The organism is Mesorhizobium sp. M0016 (genome assembly GCF_040324035.1).
Classification (GTDB): Bacteria; Pseudomonadota; Alphaproteobacteria; order Rhizobiales; family Rhizobiaceae; genus Mesorhizobium.
In genome coordinates this window covers 198,719-212,921 of sequence record NZ_JAMYVM010000008.1, presented here as the reverse complement: position 1 = coordinate 212,921, position 14,203 = coordinate 198,719, and the positions used below count along the sequence as shown (strand labels likewise).

Below are 14,203 nucleotides of genomic sequence, written 5' to 3'. Positions count from 1 at the left end.
GGCGGCTCATCCCCTCCCGGGGGGGGGTGGCCCTGTTTTATCTGCCCCCCGGGGGGCGCGCGCGGGGTGTCCTCCCAAGCGTAAATCCCCTCTTTTCCGGCGGGCCCCCGGCGGGCCGGGGGGCCCCCCACCACTTCTTCGCGAGTGGCCTCGGTCTTGTGGTAGCGGATATTTTCCAGCACCGTGCCTGAAAACAGGAACGGCTCCTGCAGCACCATCGCCACCTGGTCGCCGAGCGAATCCTGCCTGACGTCACGGACATCGTGGCCGCCGACCCGCACCTCGCCCGACCAGACATCATAGAAGCGGTGCACCAGCGCCATGCAGCTCGACTTGCCCGAACCGGTCGGACCGACAAGCGCAACCGTCTCGCCCGGATTGACGCGGAAGGAGATGTTTTTCAGCACCGGCTGGTTCTGCCGGTAGCCGAAAGTGACGTTCCTGAACTCGACCGAACCGTCCATGTCGCGCGTCAGCGCCACCGCGCCTTGTCGGTCGCTGACGTCGACCGGCACGTCCAGCACTTCGGAGATGCGTTGGCCCGACGCCATTGCGCGCTGCATGACACTGTACTGCATGGTGAGCGAGCGGATTGGGTCGAAGAAGCGCTGGATGTAGAACAGGAACGCCACCATGACGCCGATGTCGAGGCTGTGCGACAGCACCATCGAACCGCCAACGACGATCACGGTTGCCATCGCAATGCCGGTCAGCGTGTCAACGATCGGCACCATCACCTGCGCATATTTGGCCGAGGTCAGGTGAGCCCTGAGATTGGCCAGCACCTTCTCGTCATAGAGGTCGAAATTGACGTGCTGGCGTTCGAGACTCTGCACCGTGCGCACGCCATGGATGCCTTCCGCCAGCGCGCCATTGGCAATCGAGTTGGTCTCGTGCGCGGCCATGAAGGCGACCTTGGCGCGCGGCAGCCAGAACAGGCGCACGATGAACAGCGCCGGCATGGTCGACAGCGTCAACAGGCCGAGACGAAAATCGAGCCACAAAAGCACGCTGACAATGCCGAAAAAAAGCACGATGTCGCCCACCGACATGACCGACGTCTCGAGGAATTCCTGCATCGAATTGACGTCGCCCTGCAGGCGCGACATCAGCCGGCCCACCTCGGTCTTGTCCATGAAGCTCAGCGAGACGCGCTGCAGATGGCTGAACATGGCGCGGCGCAAATCCGACAGCACATTCTCGGCCACCTTGCCGACGACGCTTTCCTGGACATAGCTGGCGGCATGGTTGATCAGGATGATCAGGGCGAAGGCACCGATCGCCCAGTTCATGACGGAGCTGTCGGCCTTGCCCGCCGCCATGCCGTGGTCGATGGCGTAACGGATGACCAGCGGGATCGCCAATTGCGTCAGAGTGAACACCAAAACGGCGGCCACCGAGATGAAGATCCGGCCCTGATGCGGTCTCACGAAGCTCCAGATGCGGCGCACGATGCGCGGATCGTAGACCTTGCCGAAGACCTCTTCCTCGTCGCGGTGCGAACCGACGACGGCCCTGGTGGGCCGCCGGCTGGTGTCTTCTTTTTCGTCGTGACCCGGTGTCGACATTATGCGGCTCCCACCGCCACCGGCAAATCGTCGTCCGGCCGCAGCTGCAGGTCGTAAAGCGCGCGGTAGCGACCACCCAGCGCCAGCAATTCCTGGTGCGTGCCGCGCTCAGCGATGCGGCCATTCTCGATGAACAGGATCTGGTCGGCATGCATCAGCGAACTCAGCCGGTGCGAGATGATCAGCGTCACGCGGTCCTTGGCGAAACGCTTCATCGCGGTGCGGATTCGCTGCTCGGTGCCGGCGTCGACAGCCGCGGTGGAATCGTCGAAGACCAGCACCGAAGGCCGCAGCATCAGGGTGCGGGCGATGGTCAGGCGCTGCCGCTGGCCGCCGGAAAGCGATGACCCGCGCTCGCCCACGACCGTGGTGTAGCCGGCCGGAAGCCCGATGATGTAATTGTGCAGCTGGGCGTATTCAGCCGCCTGCCCGATGCGGGTCTCGCGCGCCCACGGATTGCCATAGGCGATGTTGTTTTCGATCGAGGTGGTGAACAGGAAGGCGTCCTGCTGCACGACGCCGACCGCCTTGCGCAACGATTGCAGCGTGACCTCGCGTATATCCTGCCCGTCGATGGTGATCGCGCCTGACGTCACATCGTAGAAGCGCGGGATCAGATGCGCGATGGTCGACTTGCCGCTGCCCGGCGGGCCGACAATGCCGACCGTCTCGCCGGACCGGGCCTCGAAGGAAATGCCCGACAGCGCCGGCCGGCCGCCGGCGCCCGCGTAGCGGAAGCCGACATTGTCGAAGCGCAGCATGCCTTCGGTCACCACGAGATCCTTGGCATCGGGCGCATCCTGAATGTCGAGTTCGGCGTCAAGCAGTTCGAACAGCCTTGTGCCGCAGGTCGAGGCGCGGGCGAACGAGTTGACCATCAGCCCGAGCTGGCGCACCGGCATTTGCAGGATGGTCATGAAGGTGAGGAACTGCGCCAGCGTGCCGACGCTGATCTGGCCCGCCATCACCTTCTGGCCACCGAACCACAGCACCAGGCCCATGGCCGCCAGGAAGGAAAAATTCATGGCGCTGGTGTTAGAGACGCGGATGTCGACGCGCTGGTCGGCAAGCTCCAGCGCCGACTTCTTGGCGCGGTCGAATTTTTCCAGCTCATGCCGCTGCGCCGCAAAGGCGCGCACGACGCGGATTCCGCCGAGATTCTCGTCCATCACCCGGCTCAGCACTGACAGCCGCTCCTGCAGCGTCAGCCAGGTGCTGCGCAGCCTGAGCTGTGTGACCGAGGAGCGCCAGGCGACGAACGGCACGAAACTCAGACTGAGCAGCCCGAGCTCGAGATCGGTGCTGATCAGGAGATAGGAGCCGACGCCGATCAGCACGCCGAGCAGCACCACGCGCAATATGCCGGTGGAAAAGAACATGCGCACGCCGTCGAGGTCGAGCAGGCCAAGCGTAATCAGGTCACCGGTATGCACCCGGTCATGGAAGGAGAAGCTCAGCCGCTGGATCTTCTCGTAGAAGGCCAGGCGCAGCTCATAGCCGGTGCGGTGGCCGACGGCCTCGCCATAATAATTCTGCGCCATCGTGAAGAGGCCGCGCAGGATGCTGACGACGAGCAAGGTGATCGCCGTCGTCCACAGCGCCTGCTCAGCCGCCGCGCCGCCGCCTCCAGCCATCACGCCTTGCGCCTGGTCGATGGCGTGGCCCAGCAGGCGCGGGATGAACAGCTGCAGCGTCGCGGCGATGAAGGTCGAGGCGATGGTGACCGCAACCTGCCAGGGATGGCGCAACGTCATGCGCACGATGCGCAGCAGCGTGCTGAGGCCCTTGCCCCAGGACGCCTCCGCCACATGGGCAAACGATTTGCCGCGCTTCGCCGCGCCGCGGGTTGCATCCATTGCCAAGGAAAATATCCAATCCGGTCCGGACATTAGCCCAGACGAATGAAGAAGACTCAGTTTCAGATGCCGCGATGGTACGCCTCCATTTTGACCGTTCAAGGGCCAATGGCGGCATCGCACTGTGCCTGAAAGGGGCTGATCGTCCGCGACCGCTTAAGCCCGTGTCGGCGTTAGAGGCGGCAGGCTCGTCACTTTAGGCCGATTGAAAAGATGCGAGCATGTGGGTTGCGCCAACCGCCATCATGCGTGACCTCGGCCAATGTGATCGGCTGCGGGACCGAACGCAGTGAGCAGCGCCTTGCCGCTTTCCAGCGTCGCATTCTCATGCGGCGCGCGCAGGTTGAGCCAGCGTTTGTCGCCGGAGCGCACCGCCAGCACGGCCTTCATTGCCGGGATCAGGCCTGCATCCTGGATCACCTTGCGGAACGCCCTGATCGCGGCGTCCGCTTCCGTGACGTCTTGGCCAGCGATCGTCGCGTCGTAGAGGGCGCGGATGGCCGCAGCGTTGAGATTGACGGTCGCGGAGATACAGCCCGCAGCACCACTGGCGAGCCCCTTGGTCAGTTGCGCCTCCGAGCTGGGGAACACCGCGACGTCGGGTGCGGCGGCAATCACCGCCGCCGTGTTGTTCCAGTCGCCGGCGCTATCCTTGTAGGCGACGACCGTCTCTGGAAACGCCGCGCTCAACCGGGCGGTCAGGGCAGGGCTTACCGGCACGCCGGAGTTCTGCGGGATGTGGTAGAGGATCATCTTCAGCGCCGGGTTGGCCACCCTTTCGATCAGCTCGCTGTAGTAGCGCGCCTGGCCATCGTCCCCGGCGGCCGTGTAGAAGAACGATGGCAGCACCATCACGGCGGCGCAGCCGAGGCCGACCGCGTGCTTCGACAGTTCGACGGTTTCGGGCAATGCGGTGACGCCGGTGCCGGGCATCATGCGCCCCGGCGAAATGCCTGATGCAACCAGCCATTCCAGCGCCTGCATGCGCTCGTCGAGCGAGAGCGACAGTGCCTCGCCCGTGGTGCCGAACGGCGACAGCAAATGGGCGCCCTGGCCCAGCACCCATTTGGCATGTGAGATCCACAGGTCACGGGCAATGCGGCCATCGTTCTCGAACGGCGTCAGGATCGGGGCGATGGTTCCTTGCGGGCGGGGCATGTCGGTCCTTCCATCGGTGCTGGAAATCAGCTTGGCATAGAGCATACGTACGATGCGATCTGCCAGAGGCGATCTCTTGGGCCACCGCGCCGGCCGTGGGAAAACTTGCGGGTCATTGCCGCGAAATTCTGGCCCTTCGGTCTGCCGCAACCAGATGACGCCGGCGTCAATGGGTTGCAAATGGACCAGGGTTGCAAGTGGACCAGCCAAGCCCGAAATGTCGAACAGAGACAGATCCGGAAACGGCATGCACCCACGATTGCTCAAGACCTTCCTCGCCGTGGCGCGGCACCGTAATATCACCCGCGCAGCGCGGGAGGTTCATCTGGCGCAGTCGAGCGTCAGCGACCAGATCCAGTCGCTGGAAAGCGAACTTGGCGTCGTCCTCTTCATCCGCTCGCGCCACGGCCTCGACCTGACGACGGCCGGCGACGCGCTGAAACCCTATGCGGAAGAGATTCTGCAACTGGCGGAGGAGGCGCGTATTGCCGTCGAGGCAACGACGGGAATGACCGCCGGAACGGTTACGGTCGGCGCGCTGGAGACGATTGCCACTGTCAAACTTCCGCAATGGCTGGCGGCCTTTCGAGGCGACCACCCGGAGATCGGTCTGCGGCTGAAAATCGCCGGCAGCGACGCCCTGCTGCGCCAGCTCGAAGAGAGCGAGATCGACGTCGCCTTCTGTTTCGACAAGAGCGGTCTGGACGAACGCTTGGCCAGGCGCACGATATCGGCCGAGCCGCTGGTCCTTGTCGCCTCGCCCGAAGATGCGGCCGCATCGCGACAGAACGACCTGGCCGCGCTCGCCGCGATGCGTTTCGTGGTGACGGAAACCGGATGCGTCTACCGGCATCTGTTCGACACTGCCTTTGCCGAGATTGCAGCGCCAGAACTTGCCGCCGAAGTCGGCAGCATCGGCGCCATTGCGGGCCTGGTGGCGACTGGTGTCGGCATGGGCCTGGTGCCGCGGCTGGCCGTTGCCGACGCGCTCGATCGCGGCGAGATCGTCGAATTGCCGTGGCCGGGGTCGGCCCGCACGGCGTCGCTGGTCATGGTCTGGCGCCGCCGGCGGGTTCAGCCGCCGGCGCTGAAACTGCTGCTGGCGGCCGCGGCCAGGAATTTCGCTGCGCTCAGATCAGCCGATGACCGCCCTCGACATGCAGAACCGTCCCTGTCGTAAAACCGTTGCCCATCAGAAAGGCGATGGCATCGGCAATGTCGTCCGGCTGTCCGACGCGGCCGACCGGCAGGCGCCTGGCCATTGCATCGAGCGTCTCGTCCTTCTTGTCGCCGGCCACAAAACTCCAGATCGGCGTGTCGACCCAGCCCGGCGAGACGGCGTTGACACGGACCGGCGCCAGCTCGACCGCCAGCGCCCGCACCAACCCTTCCAGCGCAGCGTTGACAGCGGCAACGACCGAGCCGCGCGCCGCCGGCCGGTAGGCGGCGATGCCTGAGGTGAAGATGATGGAGCCGTTGGCCGAAAGCTGCGGCGCGCCATGCTTGGCGAGCAGCAGCGGCCCGTAGAATTTGCTTTCGACGACCCGCTGCGCCGCCTTCAGGTCGACTGAAGGCAATAGCTCATAGGCGCCTTCGATGTCGGCGGCGGTGCTGACGATATGGTCGAGCCGGCCAATTCGCTTGAACAGGTCAGCGACCTGATCCTCCCTGGCGATATCGGCCGCGACGGCGCTCAAAGCGGAAGGGTTCTGCAGCGCCTCGCCGGCACGCTTGAGCCTGGCTTCACTGCGGCTGACTATGATGACTTCGGCGCCTGAGTCCAGGCACCGCCTTGCCAACGCCAGCCCCATTCCGGAGCTGCCGCCAATGATAGCGATTTTCGATTTTGCGATGTCTGCCATGTTTCCGTTCCTGTCCTGAACCGCTCCGGCGAGAGTCGCAGACCGGCGGCAGGAGTGGAAACGGAAGAAAGCGATAGTGCCATCGGAGACTCCGATGGCACTATCGTCGATAGGAACCGACGCGGGCCACTCCGTCGAGTGGCCCACCTGTCAATAGAAGTGCGCTCAATAGCCGACCGTAAAGCGCTGCTTGATATGCGCCGGCTTTTCGATCTCGTCGGCCATGACGATGGCGTAGTCCTCGAAGGAAATGCTGCTGCCCTTGTCGGACGTCAGCAGCGTGTCCTTGCCGATGCGGTATTTGCCGGTCCGCTCGCCGGCGACGAACAGCGCCGAAGGCGACAGCAAGGTCCAGTCGAGATCGTCGACCGTCCGTAGCGTGTCGAGGAAGTCGGCGCCCTTCTGCGCCTCGGCCTTGTAGATATCAGGGAAGGTCGGCGTGTCGACCAGGCGCTTGCCGGGCGCAACCTCAAGGCTGCCGGCGCCGCCGACGACGAGGTAGCGTTTGACGCCGGAAGCACGCACGGCTGCGATAAGCGTATCGGGATCGCTGTCGAGGAAATGAACCGAGGAGATCACCGCGTCATGCCCCTTGATCAGGGCGGCAAGGCCATCCTTGTCGAAGACGTCGCCCTTCTTGGCAGTCACGCCCGGAAGTGCCGCGATCTTGTCTGGATGCCGGGCAATGGCGGTGATGCTGTGCCCGCGATCGGAGAGTTCCTTAAGCAGGCGCGAGCCGACCTGGCCGGACGCGCCGATAAGTGCGATTTTCATGGGGATTTTCCTTTCGTCTGGGGAGAATTTCGTCTGGGGAGAATTTCTGGGCCTACGCCGCCTCGATGTGAGCGACGAGATTGTCGTAGCTGCCGAACAGCGCGTTGGCGCCGATCAGGCGCGGCGCCGTTTGGCCGATCACCGCGAGCGCGGGAACGCCATTGACATGCAGCCGCTGGAACAACATCCGCCCGCGGCTGACCAGGTCGTCATGCTTCGCCAGAAACGGCTGCGTCGGCGCTTTCAAAAGCTTTGCCGCGTCGCTCATGCCGGCGTCGGTCAGTACCGCGGCGACGCCGTCAACCGTCACAATATCGCGGCCGTCGACATAGCGGGCATGCTGGATCGCCTTCAGTGCCGCAAGTTCCTGGCGCCAGTCGTCCAGCCCGGCGGCGTTGATGCCCATGGTGGCAGCGGAAGAATCGAGCAAGGTGCCGCTGACATTGAGCACATTGTCGAGATAGGCCTGGCTGAAGCGCTGTCCGCTCAGCCGCGCGATGCGCTGGTCATTGTCCCAGGCGTGGGCGGCAAAACCAGCATCCAGCGGCCGCGCGCCGGCACCGGAGAAAAGCCCCACCGGCAGCAGTTGGAGCGCGGTCCCGCCGGCGGCCAGTCGATCCAGCATCGGCGTGGCGCCATAGCACCAACCGCAGAGCGGGTCGAAAAGATAGGTTAGGGTTGCATTGGTCATGGCGGCCTCATTCTGTTGCCCGATAGATGACAGCTGGACCGGTTGCGAAAAATAGCGATCAATCATACAATCTGTCTGATCAAATCATACAATGAGCTGCCTGTGACCGAACTCCTCAATCTCAACCGGCTCGTCTACTTCGCCACCGTGGTGGAGACCGGCTCGTTCACGGCCGCTGCCGACCGTCTCGATGTTGCCAAGGCTGTGGTCAGCCATCAGGTCGGCAAGCTCGAAGAAGAGCTCGGTGCAACGCTGCTGCGGCGCACGACGCGGCGCGTGACGGCGACCGAAGAGGGTCGTCTGTTCTATGACCGGACCGCGATCATCCTGCGCGAGGCGGAGGCAGCCTATGGCGACATTTCGCAGCGCGCGGCGCAACCGACGGGGACGCTGCGGCTGACGGCGCCGCTCGACTATGGCGAGAAGGTCGTGGCGCCGACCATCGCCGCCTATCTCAGAAAATACCCGAAAATGGGGGTCGAGACGATCTTCGACGATGCGGTCAGCAACCTGGTCGACGAGCAGATCGATCTTGGCATCCGCGTCGGCTGGCTTGCCGATTCCAGCAATCTGGCGCGGCGGCTGGGCAGCCTGCAGCAATTCGTCGTCGCCAGCCCGGAACTGGCCGCCAGGCTGCCTGGGGAAGCCAGCCCCAGGCGGGCGAAGTCGCTGCCCTGGGTCGGCAACGCCCAGTTGCGCGGGGTGGGCCAATGGCTGTTCTCGAGGGGCACGGAAACGGTGCTGGCCGAACTCAACCCTGTCGTCAGTTGCGACAAGACACCGGGCGTTCTGTCCTGCGTGCTGGCCGGCATCGGCCTCGGCATCTTTCCGGACTACAGTGTCGCCGACGACATTGCGCGGGGACGGCTGGTGCGGGTGTTCGCGGATTGGACCTTGCCGTCCGGGGGCATCCACGCCGTCTTCCCGCCGGCGCGCTTCAGGCCGGCCAAGGTGCGCGCCTTCGTCGACTTGCTGGTTGCGGCGGAAAGGCGGCGGGCGCGCAGTGCCGTTACAGGCTGATTTCGGCGCTGGCTATGGTAATCAGGGAACCTTTGTTCGGCCCACGCTTTTGGATATGCTGCGATTCCGAACCGTCAGAAGGGTATTGCCGATGACCATCAAGATCCTCGCGACCTCCGCCCTTGTTCTCGCGCTTGGCTGCAGCCTGTCTACCGCAGCGCTCGCCAAGGAGAAGAAGCACCGCCATCGCCAGCCGGAACCGGAGCAACGCTACGTTCCCGCCCATCGCGACCTCTTCTATGCCCTGTTCGGCGGCCCGCGCTACTATGATAAGATGCTGGTCACCACGGCTGCCGGCCCCTGCTCCTACGACAGGGTCGGGCCGGACGCGAATGCGCTGAACAAGGTCAACGATCACCATTGCGGGAAGTAGAACGGCCCCAAAAGCGGGGCTGTCCTGCGCCTGTCGCGGGTTCTACCGGATGCCGGCCACCGCGAACTCGATAGAGATAGCCGATGACCGTCGAAAAATGGTCTCCGTCCGAAAGGAAGGCCGCTCGCAGAGCCTATGACGCAGCGCTGAAGGTGGCGCTCGACAAGACGCTGGCTGAACTCAAGAGCAGGGCCCACGTTGCGGCAACGCCTTCCGAAATGTGGGACGTCGAAGACTTTCTGCGGCAGCAGCGACGGAAGATCGACCAGATGTTCGACTATCGCTATTCACAGCTAATACAGGTCTTCGCCAATCTCATCCGGCAAGGCTATCTCGAGGAGAATCTCTTTGTTGGCTTGTCGGAAGACAAGCGGCAAACGATCCGAAAATACGCCAGCTGGAATCGCGAAGGGTAGGGGTCCTCTTCGGGGACCCTGGCGCTGCGCGCCGCGCAGTTTGAGCTCAGCCGTGGCTTGCCTCTCTGGCATCGGCGGTCGCGCCTCTGTCCTTGTCGTCCTGCGCCATCGCCAGCGGCGCACCCGGTTCGCCTTCCCACAGGATCAGGCTGGCGGCGCCGATCAGCCCGGCGCGGTCGCCGAGTTCAGCCTGCACGATCGGCACGTCGCGATAGGCCGGCATCGCCCGCTGCTGGATGACCGCTCTGATCGACGGTGCCAGAAGGTCGAACCCGTTGGAAAGGCCGCCACCCATGACAATCAGATCGGGCGAATAGAGATGCAAGACATTGGTGAAGCCGATGCCCAGCCATTGTGCTTCCGCCTCGATCAGGTCGAGAGCGTTGGCGTCGCCGGCCTTGGCAGCCTCTACGACATGCCTGGCCGAGACGTCGCCGTCATTTGACAGCCGTCGTAAGAGCGAGCCGTCGCCCGGCGCGGTCAGTCGCGTGGCGCGGCGGCCGAGCGCGGTTCCGGAGGCAACGGCCTCGAAGCAGCCGATGGCGCCGCAAAAGCAGCGGTCGCCTTCACCGGTGATGGTCATGTGGCCGATCTCGGCCGCCAGTCCGCGCCTGCCGTGATAGATGTGGCCATCGGCGACGACGCCGCCGCCAATGCCGGTGGACACAGTCACGAACACCAGCGATCCGCTGCCACGTCCGGCGCCAAAACGCCATTCGCCGAGCGCCGCCGCATTGGCGTCGTTTTCCAGCCGCACCGGCAGCCCGAAATGCCGCCCCAGAATGTCGATCAGCGGCACGTCGTGCCAGCCGGCCAGCGTTGGCGGCGCAATGACGATCCCCGCCTTGGGGTCGAGTGGCCCCGGCGCACCGACGCCGATGCCGGCGACGTTTGCCTGCGGGTGTTCCCTAAGCAGCGTGCCTGCCAGAGCGACGATCTGGCCGATCACCGCCTCCGATCCCGCACCGGCAAGCGTCGGCGCCGAAGCATGAGCGACGATACGGCCATCGCTCTCGACCAGCGCACCGCGCAGCGCCGTGCCACCGAGATCGAAGGCGAGCGCAAGCTTGGTCATCAGGCGGCGACCTCCAGCCCGTGCAGCCAGGCCATGCGCCGGGCAAGGTCGGGATCGCCGAAGGCCAGCGAGCCCAGCACCACGGTCTCCGCACCTGCGGCGCGCAGCAGCGGCACGGTCTCGTGGCGGATGCCGCCATCGGCGGCGAGCACGATGTCGGCCTCGCGGCCGGCTTTGCGCATCAGCACGCGCGCCTCGATCAGGCGCGGACACGCCTGCTCCGACAGGCTTTGGCCCTTGACGCCGATGGAAGTGCCGAGCAGCGTCACGAACGCCACTTCCGGCAGGAAGGGCGTGACGGCCGCGACCGGTGTTTCCAGCCGCAGCACCACGCCGGCCTCGGCCCCGAGTTCACGCGCCAGTCTCACGGCGCGCAGACCGGTCTCGCCGTTTTCGGCGTGCACACTGATCAGGTCGGCGCCGGCCTCGATGAACTGGCGCGTCTGTTCCTCGACGATCTCGGCTTCGACCATCAAATGGACATGGATAGGCTTTGCGGTGAGCTTGGCGATGTGCGCCACCAGGTCCGGGAAGAACAGGAAGCCAGGGGTGAAGCGGGCATCGGCGACGTCGATATGATGGACATCGGCATGGGTCTCGATGCGCTTCAAATCGCGCTCCATATTGGCGAGGTCGGCCGACCACAGCGAAAACTCGCCGATAAGCCGGTTGCGCGGCAGGGCGGCAATTCCTGCGGGGCCGGACAGGGGCTTGTTCGTCGTCATCGTCTCAGGCTCCGTAGCCGCGCATTGTCTGGCGGTTGGTTTTGACGGCGCCGGCAGGGTCGGCGGCGGCCGTTTCGGACTCTTCCTCCAGCACCAGCCAGCCGTTGAAATTGGGTGCAGCACCAGCGATCTCGATCACCTTCGCCGTGTCACAGACGCCCTTGCCGAGCATCGCCCAGGTTCCATTCGCGTCGACATCCTTCAGATGCACATAGCGGATGCGGTCGCGATAAGTGGTGAGCGTATCCGCCATGTCCTGGCCACCGCGCAAGATGTGGCCGGTGTCGGGCACCCAGCCCACCAGCGAGGCGTCGAGCAGCCCGAAGATGCGGTCGTAGTCGGCGCGGTCGAACAGCAGCGTGTTGTGATGCGAGCTTGGATGCACCGCGACCTGGACGCCGGCCTCGCGCCCGAGCTCGCCGGCTTTGTTGTAGACCTCGGCGGCGATGGCAAACTTGTCGTCGCGCGGCCCGTCGGAAACGATCGTGGCCGAGCCCATCGACACCAGCGCGCCGGGAAAGGCGGCGGCGAAGTCGATCCAGCGTTTGGCGGTCTCCAGGTCGGCGCCGATCTCATCCCTGAGCGTGAAACCGCTCTTGGAGCCGAAGGCGAAGGAGACGAGCGTCAGCCCGGATGACTTCAGCGCGGCGGCGAACTCCGCTGGCTTGGCGGCATAGCGGCCGATCATCGTGTCGGTGATCTCGATGCCGGCATAGCCGCCATCGGCGATCGCCTTGAGCAGATCGTCCGGGCCGCCGGCAAAACGGTCGCCGAGCATTTCCCAGGTAAAGGTCTGGCAACCGACTTCCAGGTCTTTCACGGTCATCCTTTCATTCCTTGATTCCACCTCCGTTGGAGGGACATCCTACTTGACCGACCCTGCGGTCATGCCGGCGAGGAAGAACCTCTGGGCAACCAGGTAGATGACCAGGAGCGGCAGCGAGCCGAGCACGCTCATCGCCATCATCTGGTTCCATTCGAATGCGTGTTGCCCCATCAACAACTGGATGCCGATCGGGACGGTGCGCATGGACGTCGACTTCGTCAGTGTCAGCGCAAAGAGAAATTCGTTCCAGCACAACAGGAAGGTGTAGACCGACGTCGCCACGATACCAGGCAGTGAAATCGGCACGATCACCCGCCACAGTGCGGTCCAACTGGTGCCGCCGTCGACAGCCACCGCTTCATCGAGGTCGCGGGGCAAGGTGTTCAGATATCCCGTCATCAGCAGGATCGCATAGGGCAGCGTAAACACCAGATAGGTCAGGATCAGCGCGACATAGGTGTCGAAGATGCCATACGAGACGACAAGCCCGAAGAAGGGGATTAAAAGCGTGATCGGCGGGATCGTCTGCGTGCTGATGATGAGAGTGTTGAGGCTGCCCTTGCCGCGGAAATTGAAACGGCTGAACCCATAGGCCGCCAGCAAGGCGATCAGCACCGTCAGCACGGTCACCGCTCCGGCCACGAAGTAGCTGTTGAAGAAGAAGCGCAGCTTTACCGGGTCGCCCAGGATGGCCGCATACGCTTCCAGCGTGAAGGCCTTCGGCAGGACGGTTGGTGGCAGGGCAAAGATTTCGGTGTTCGACTTGAACGAGCTGCTCAGCATCCAGTAGATCGGGAAGGCCGCGAAAAAGAGCCCTGCGGCAAGCGCGACATGGAGCGCGGCGGTGATCAGCCTGTCTTTGGGCGTGTGCATTTTCCTCATGTGACTACCGAGCCTTTTGATAGCGGATGTAGAACAGCGTCAGGCCGAGAGAGATCAGCAGGATGACCACGGCGCTCGCCGAGGCCTGCGACAGGTTGTAGCTCGAAAACGCCAGCTTGTACGTGTAGGTGCTGAGGACCTCGGTCGAGTAGATCGGACCGCCACCCGTCGTTATCCAGATCAATGGAAAGACCTGCATGGTCCAGATGAAGTCGAGCAGCGAGATGCTGATGATGATCGGCATCAGCTGCGGAATGGTGATGAAGATCAGCTTCTGGTAGGCCTTCGCGCCGTCGATATCGGCGGCCTCGTAGAAATCCTTGGGAATGCCCTGCAAGCCTGCGAGCAGGCTGACCATGAAAAGCGGGTAGCCCGCCCAGATGTTGGCGAAGGTGACGGCGTGCAGCGCGGTCGCGGGCGAGGAAAACCACTCGACCTTGGAACCGATGATGCCCATCTGCATGAGAACGCTGTTGACGACACCGTTCGGCTCAAGCAGCAGGCGCCAGATCACCGCGATAATCACCGCGGTGAACAGCCAGGGCAGTATGTAGAGCACGCGCAGGACATTGCGCAGCGTCGGATTGATGCGGTCGCTGTTCAGCATGAGTGCGAAGAGCATGCCGATGGTCATATGGAAGACGACACTCATGCAGGTGAAGTAGAGCGTGTGCCACAGCGAGGCCCAGAACACCGGATCGGCAAAGATCGCCTGGTAGTGTTTCAATCCGGCAAAGGACGGGTCGCGACGCAGCACCGCGCTGTTCTGGAACGAATAGCCAATCACCGTCACCATCGGCAGCAGCATCAACAGGCCGATTATGAGGAGCGAGGGTGACAGATAGAGATAGGGTGCGACCGCTCGTTTCAGTCGATGGTGGGAGCGCTTCTGCCCGGTCATGTGCGACCCCTGGGATGTGCCTTGAAGAGGAAGGTGCGCTTCAAAAAAAGGTCCATCTCAAATTGCCGATCCGTTG

General features: G+C 63.9%; 15 protein-coding genes. 4 read left to right on the top strand and 11 right to left on the bottom strand.

Going from position 1 to position 14,203, the window contains the following annotated elements:
• From NKJ88_RS15015 to NKJ88_RS15005, 3 genes are all read right to left on the bottom strand, one after another.
• A partial coding sequence (locus NKJ88_RS15015; RefSeq protein ID WP_352444533.1) for an ABC transporter ATP-binding protein occupies positions 1–1,568 on the bottom strand: 1,568 nt, incomplete at its 3' end.
• Positions 1,568–3,424, bottom strand: a complete 1,857-nt coding sequence (locus tag NKJ88_RS15010) for an ABC transporter ATP-binding protein (protein ID WP_352444536.1) — start codon at positions 3,422–3,424, stop codon at positions 1,568–1,570. The genes NKJ88_RS15010 and NKJ88_RS15015, both read right to left, overlap by 1 nt.
• A gap of 243 nt (positions 3,425–3,667) precedes the next feature.
• Positions 3,668–4,582 carry a dihydrodipicolinate synthase family protein gene (locus tag NKJ88_RS15005; protein ID WP_352444531.1) on the bottom strand — a complete coding sequence of 305 codons (915 nt, stop codon included), beginning with the start codon at positions 4,580–4,582 and terminating at the stop codon, positions 3,668–3,670.
• A gap of 247 nt (positions 4,583–4,829) precedes the next feature.
• Here NKJ88_RS15005 and NKJ88_RS15000 point away from each other — a divergent pair, with 247 nt between their 5' ends.
• The gene (locus NKJ88_RS15000; RefSeq protein ID WP_352444529.1) at positions 4,830–5,762 is read left to right on the top strand and encodes a LysR family transcriptional regulator; all 933 of its coding nucleotides are present in this window, start codon (positions 4,830–4,832) and stop codon (positions 5,760–5,762) included.
• Here the strand turns inward: NKJ88_RS15000 and NKJ88_RS14995 are convergent.
• The 3 genes from NKJ88_RS14995 to NKJ88_RS14985 form a co-directional block, all read right to left on the bottom strand.
• Complete coding sequence (locus NKJ88_RS14995) at positions 5,713–6,444, bottom strand: SDR family oxidoreductase (protein ID WP_352444527.1); 732 nt, start codon at positions 6,442–6,444, stop codon at positions 5,713–5,715. The two genes, NKJ88_RS15000 and NKJ88_RS14995, sit on opposite strands and share 50 nt — an antisense overlap.
• 165 nt (positions 6,445–6,609) lie before the next feature.
• Positions 6,610–7,218 carry an NAD(P)-dependent oxidoreductase gene (locus NKJ88_RS14990; RefSeq protein WP_023667893.1) on the bottom strand — a complete coding sequence of 203 codons (609 nt, stop codon included), beginning with the start codon at positions 7,216–7,218 and terminating at the stop codon, positions 6,610–6,612.
• 52 nt (positions 7,219–7,270) lie between these two features.
• The gene (locus NKJ88_RS14985; protein ID WP_023686986.1) at positions 7,271–7,909 is read right to left on the bottom strand and encodes a DsbA family protein; all 639 of its coding nucleotides are present in this window, start codon (positions 7,907–7,909) and stop codon (positions 7,271–7,273) included.
• A 102-nt stretch (positions 7,910–8,011) separates the two neighbouring features.
• Between NKJ88_RS14985 and NKJ88_RS14980 the strand changes: the two genes are divergently transcribed.
• The 3 genes from NKJ88_RS14980 (at position 8,012) to frp (ending at position 9,718) form a co-directional block, all read left to right on the top strand.
• Complete coding sequence (locus NKJ88_RS14980; protein ID WP_352444525.1) at positions 8,012–8,929, top strand: LysR substrate-binding domain-containing protein; 918 nt, start codon at positions 8,012–8,014, stop codon at positions 8,927–8,929.
• Positions 8,930–9,020: 91 nt separating this feature from the next.
• Positions 9,021–9,302, top strand: a complete 282-nt coding sequence (locus tag NKJ88_RS14975) for a hypothetical protein (protein ID WP_023686988.1) — start codon at positions 9,021–9,023, stop codon at positions 9,300–9,302.
• 83 nt (positions 9,303–9,385) lie between these two features.
• A complete protein-coding gene (frp, locus tag NKJ88_RS14970) occupies positions 9,386–9,718 on the top strand; it encodes a fluorescence recovery protein (RefSeq protein WP_023695254.1) in 333 nt (110 codons plus the stop codon).
• A gap of 46 nt (positions 9,719–9,764) precedes the next feature.
• Here the strand turns inward: frp and NKJ88_RS14965 are convergent, their stop codons facing one another.
• The 5 genes from NKJ88_RS14965 to NKJ88_RS14945 are packed head-to-tail and all read right to left on the bottom strand — an operon-like array spanning position 9,765 to position 14,127.
• Positions 9,765–10,793, bottom strand: coding sequence for an ROK family protein (locus tag NKJ88_RS14965; RefSeq protein ID WP_023695255.1), 1,029 nt, complete (start codon positions 10,791–10,793; stop codon positions 9,765–9,767).
• Positions 10,793–11,518, bottom strand: a complete 726-nt coding sequence (locus NKJ88_RS14960) for a ribulose-phosphate 3-epimerase (protein WP_352444522.1) — start codon at positions 11,516–11,518, stop codon at positions 10,793–10,795. The genes NKJ88_RS14965 and NKJ88_RS14960 overlap by 1 nt, the downstream gene beginning before the upstream one ends.
• A gap of 4 nt (positions 11,519–11,522) precedes the next feature.
• Complete coding sequence (locus NKJ88_RS14955) at positions 11,523–12,344, bottom strand: sugar phosphate isomerase/epimerase family protein (protein WP_023692215.1); 822 nt, start codon at positions 12,342–12,344, stop codon at positions 11,523–11,525.
• Between the two features lie 39 nt (positions 12,345–12,383).
• Positions 12,384–13,226, bottom strand: coding sequence for a carbohydrate ABC transporter permease (locus NKJ88_RS14950; RefSeq protein ID WP_023686993.1), 843 nt, complete (start codon positions 13,224–13,226; stop codon positions 12,384–12,386).
• 4 nt (positions 13,227–13,230) lie between these two features.
• On the bottom strand, positions 13,231–14,127 hold the full coding sequence (locus tag NKJ88_RS14945) for a carbohydrate ABC transporter permease (RefSeq protein WP_023729220.1): 897 nt from the start codon (positions 14,125–14,127) through the stop codon (positions 13,231–13,233).
• Positions 14,128–14,203: the final 76 nt, after the last annotated feature.

What these genes read in the sequence shown, in the direction of transcription:
- NKJ88_RS15010 (WP_352444536.1), bottom strand. Translation starts at nt 3,424, where the DNA reads ATGGATGCAACCCGCGGCGCGGCGAAGCGCGGCAAATCGTTTGCCCAT.
- NKJ88_RS15005 (WP_352444531.1), bottom strand. Translation starts at nt 4,582, where the DNA reads ATGCCCCGCCCGCAAGGAACCATCGCCCCGATCCTGACGCCGTTCGAG.
- NKJ88_RS15000 (WP_352444529.1), top strand. Translation starts at nt 4,830, where the DNA reads ATGCACCCACGATTGCTCAAGACCTTCCTCGCCGTGGCGCGGCACCGT.
- NKJ88_RS14995 (WP_352444527.1), bottom strand. Translation starts at nt 6,444, where the DNA reads ATGGCAGACATCGCAAAATCGAAAATCGCTATCATTGGCGGCAGCTCC.
- NKJ88_RS14990 (WP_023667893.1), bottom strand. Translation starts at nt 7,218, where the DNA reads ATGAAAATCGCACTTATCGGCGCGTCCGGCCAGGTCGGCTCGCGCCTG.
- NKJ88_RS14985 (WP_023686986.1), bottom strand. Translation starts at nt 7,909, where the DNA reads ATGACCAATGCAACCCTAACCTATCTTTTCGACCCGCTCTGCGGTTGG.
- NKJ88_RS14975 (WP_023686988.1), top strand. Translation starts at nt 9,021, where the DNA reads ATGACCATCAAGATCCTCGCGACCTCCGCCCTTGTTCTCGCGCTTGGC.
- frp (WP_023695254.1), top strand. Translation starts at nt 9,386, where the DNA reads ATGACCGTCGAAAAATGGTCTCCGTCCGAAAGGAAGGCCGCTCGCAGA.
- NKJ88_RS14965 (WP_023695255.1), bottom strand. Translation starts at nt 10,793, where the DNA reads ATGACCAAGCTTGCGCTCGCCTTCGATCTCGGTGGCACGGCGCTGCGC.
- NKJ88_RS14960 (WP_352444522.1), bottom strand. Translation starts at nt 11,518, where the DNA reads ATGACGACGAACAAGCCCCTGTCCGGCCCCGCAGGAATTGCCGCCCTG.
- NKJ88_RS14955 (WP_023692215.1), bottom strand. Translation starts at nt 12,344, where the DNA reads ATGACCGTGAAAGACCTGGAAGTCGGTTGCCAGACCTTTACCTGGGAA.
- NKJ88_RS14950 (WP_023686993.1), bottom strand. Translation starts at nt 13,226, where the DNA reads ATGAGGAAAATGCACACGCCCAAAGACAGGCTGATCACCGCCGCGCTC.
- NKJ88_RS14945 (WP_023729220.1), bottom strand. Translation starts at nt 14,127, where the DNA reads ATGACCGGGCAGAAGCGCTCCCACCATCGACTGAAACGAGCGGTCGCA.